Below are 2,085 nucleotides of genomic sequence, written 5' to 3'. Positions count from 1 at the left end.
GCCGGGGCCGCCGCCCCCCCCCCCCCAAAAAACACGTGCGATTGCTGCATCGCCTCGGTTCGCCTGGCGGCTCACTCGGCGATCAGGTTCTCGCAGGCTCGAACCTGGCGTCGCTCGCACCATTTATTATGTTTCTGGGGGCGGCCGGCGCCTTGGGGGCGCCGACCACCCCCAGAAACATGTGCGATTGCTGCATCGCCTCGGTTCGCCTGGCGGCTCACTCGGCGATCAGGTTCTCGCAGGCTCGAACCTGGCTTCGCTCGCAATCGCGACGGTTTGCCTTGTTGGTGGTTGCTGTAGGGGCTGAGGCCGTTGCGTCCGACGGTTGCGGTTGTCGCGTCTGGTGGTCGCTATGTGTCGCCGTCACGGGGCCTCAGTCCTTGGTGTGGGAGAGGATGTCGCCGGGCTGGCAGTCGAGTTCGCGGCACAGGGCGCTGAGGGTGGTGAACCGGATCGCCTTCGCGCGGCCGTTCTTCAGGATGGACAGGTTCACGGGAGTCACGCCCACGCGTTCGGCCAGCTCGACCAGGGTGATGCCGCGGTCGGCGAGGATCGCGTCCAGGTGGACGGTGATCTGGTGGGGGTCCTCGGGCGGCATCAGACCAGGCCCTCGGTGTCGGCGCGCAGGCGGGCGCCGTGCCCGAACGCCCCGGCCAGCGCGGCGATCAGGACGGCCAGCAGGACGGCGGAGGCCCGCACCGTGAAGCCGATCTCTACTGCGCCTTCGAGCGGGGTGCCGCTGACCAGCGCGTTCGTGGTGAGCATGTCGAGGGCGGGGGCGGCGGTGCCGAGCAGCAGGACGGCGATGGAGATCGTGAAGAGCCGCCGGACGTTCGCCGGGACGAAGACGTCGCCGGTGCGGAACGTCGCGGCCATCCGCATCAGGACAGACAGGATCACGATGATCAGCGCGGCGCGGAGGACCTCGGGGGCGGCGAGCAGCACCCGGTCCCCGAGGCCGGGGTCGCCGACCGCCAGCTCGGCGTGGTGGGTGCCGCGCAGGACCGTACCGCCGGAGGCGAGGTCCGGCACCTGCGCGGTGGAGCGGAGGTCGACGTCACGGGTGTCGATCGGCGGGAAGGGGCCGGTCACCCCGAGGATCGGGAAGAGGGCCTGGAAGAGCCCGACCAGCAGTAGGCCGAGCCCGATGACCAGTTCCAGTGAACGGCTGTCGAACTTCGTCCAGCGCGCCGCCAGGGGCATGTCTCAACTCTCCTTGGGGAGGCATATCGTTTCTCGATAATAACGATAAACGATATGTCGCCGTCAAGCCCTGCGGCCGGACGGTCAGCGGACCGCGCCGTCGAGGATCACGCGGAGCTGCTCGGCGCGGCCGACGGTGATGGCGCCCTCCCGGGCGCGGGTGGCGATCTTGTACCGCAGGGCGGCGACGTCCGCGCGGCCGCGCTGCCCGTGGTCGAGCATCCGCTCGATCACGTTGCCGAGGTCGAGGCCGACGTCCTCGCGGACGTCCCCCGCGGCCACTCCCGCGTCCACGGCACGCCGCAGCCTCACCAGGATCTCGGCGACGCTCGGTTTCGGCGGCGCCTGCGGGGGAGGCGGCTCGGCGGCGTCCGGTCCGGGCGGGGGTGAGGGCATCCGCGGACCGGACTCCGCGGGCGGGGACGGTGCGGGCGGGGACGCGGCCTGGAGCGGGAGCAGCCGTCCGGCGGAGTCGTCGCGGGCGGAGACGGTGTCGCCGATCCCGAGGACGAGCACGGCCGCCGCGACGATCGTGGCGGCGACGCCGGCCAGCGCGAGCCAGGGGAAGCGGGCGGCGGGCGGCGTCCGGGGGAGGTCCTCGCGCCGCCACGCCGCGGTGTCCCGCCGCCCCGTCATGCCCGGGCGGTCGCGAGGACGCGGTTCAGCTCGTCGGCGAGCCCGGGGGACAGGCCGCGCTCCCTCCGCCGAGTGGCGATCTTGTCGTGGAGTTCGGCGATCCGGCCGCCGACGTCGACGTCGCGGTCGGCCGTGAGGTCGTTCTCCAGGTTCGGCCGACCCCGCCGCGGGATCGGCCCCCGAACGCGCCGCGGCCCGCCAGAACCGCCCCTCGCGGCGGCGATGCTGGCTGATCAGGTTGGTGGC

General features: G+C 72.4%; 3 protein-coding genes. All 3 read right to left on the bottom strand.

All coding sequences use genetic code 11. The features are described from left to right. Positions 1-373 precede the first annotated feature (373 nt). The 3 genes from AB0K37_RS41875 to AB0K37_RS41865 all read right to left on the bottom strand — a co-directional run bounded on the left by AB0K37_RS41875 (position 374) and on the right by AB0K37_RS41865 (position 1,839). A complete protein-coding gene (locus AB0K37_RS41875; RefSeq protein WP_363991724.1) occupies positions 374-598 on the bottom strand; it encodes a helix-turn-helix transcriptional regulator in 225 nt (74 codons plus the stop codon). Further along, positions 598-1,203, bottom strand: a complete 606-nt coding sequence (locus tag AB0K37_RS41870) for a DUF2975 domain-containing protein (protein WP_363991721.1) — start codon at positions 1,201-1,203, stop codon at positions 598-600. Before AB0K37_RS41870 ends, AB0K37_RS41875 begins: the two co-directional genes overlap by 1 nt. An 84-nt stretch (positions 1,204-1,287) precedes the next feature. Then, positions 1,288-1,839 carry a hypothetical protein gene (locus AB0K37_RS41865; protein WP_363991718.1) on the bottom strand — a complete coding sequence of 184 codons (552 nt, stop codon included), beginning with the start codon at positions 1,837-1,839 and terminating at the stop codon, positions 1,288-1,290. Between the last annotated feature and the right edge of the window lie 246 nt (positions 1,840-2,085).

Origin of the sequence: Actinomadura sp. NPDC049753, assembly GCF_040674655.1 — a bacterium.
In the GTDB taxonomy this organism is placed as follows: domain Bacteria; phylum Actinomycetota; class Actinomycetes; order Streptosporangiales; family Streptosporangiaceae; genus Spirillospora; species Spirillospora verrucosospora.
Note: the sequence above shows the minus strand (reverse complement) of the source record. Positions and strands in the feature narration are given on the sequence as shown.

Excerpts from the sequence above, each read along its gene's own strand:
- AB0K37_RS41875 (WP_363991724.1), bottom strand. The coding sequence starts at position 598 with ATGCCGCCCGAGGACCCCCACCAGATCACCGTCCACCTGGACGCGATC.
- AB0K37_RS41870 (WP_363991721.1), bottom strand. The coding sequence starts at position 1,203 with ATGCCCCTGGCGGCGCGCTGGACGAAGTTCGACAGCCGTTCACTGGAA.
- AB0K37_RS41865 (WP_363991718.1), bottom strand. The coding sequence starts at position 1,839 with ATGACGGGGCGGCGGGACACCGCGGCGTGGCGGCGCGAGGACCTCCCC.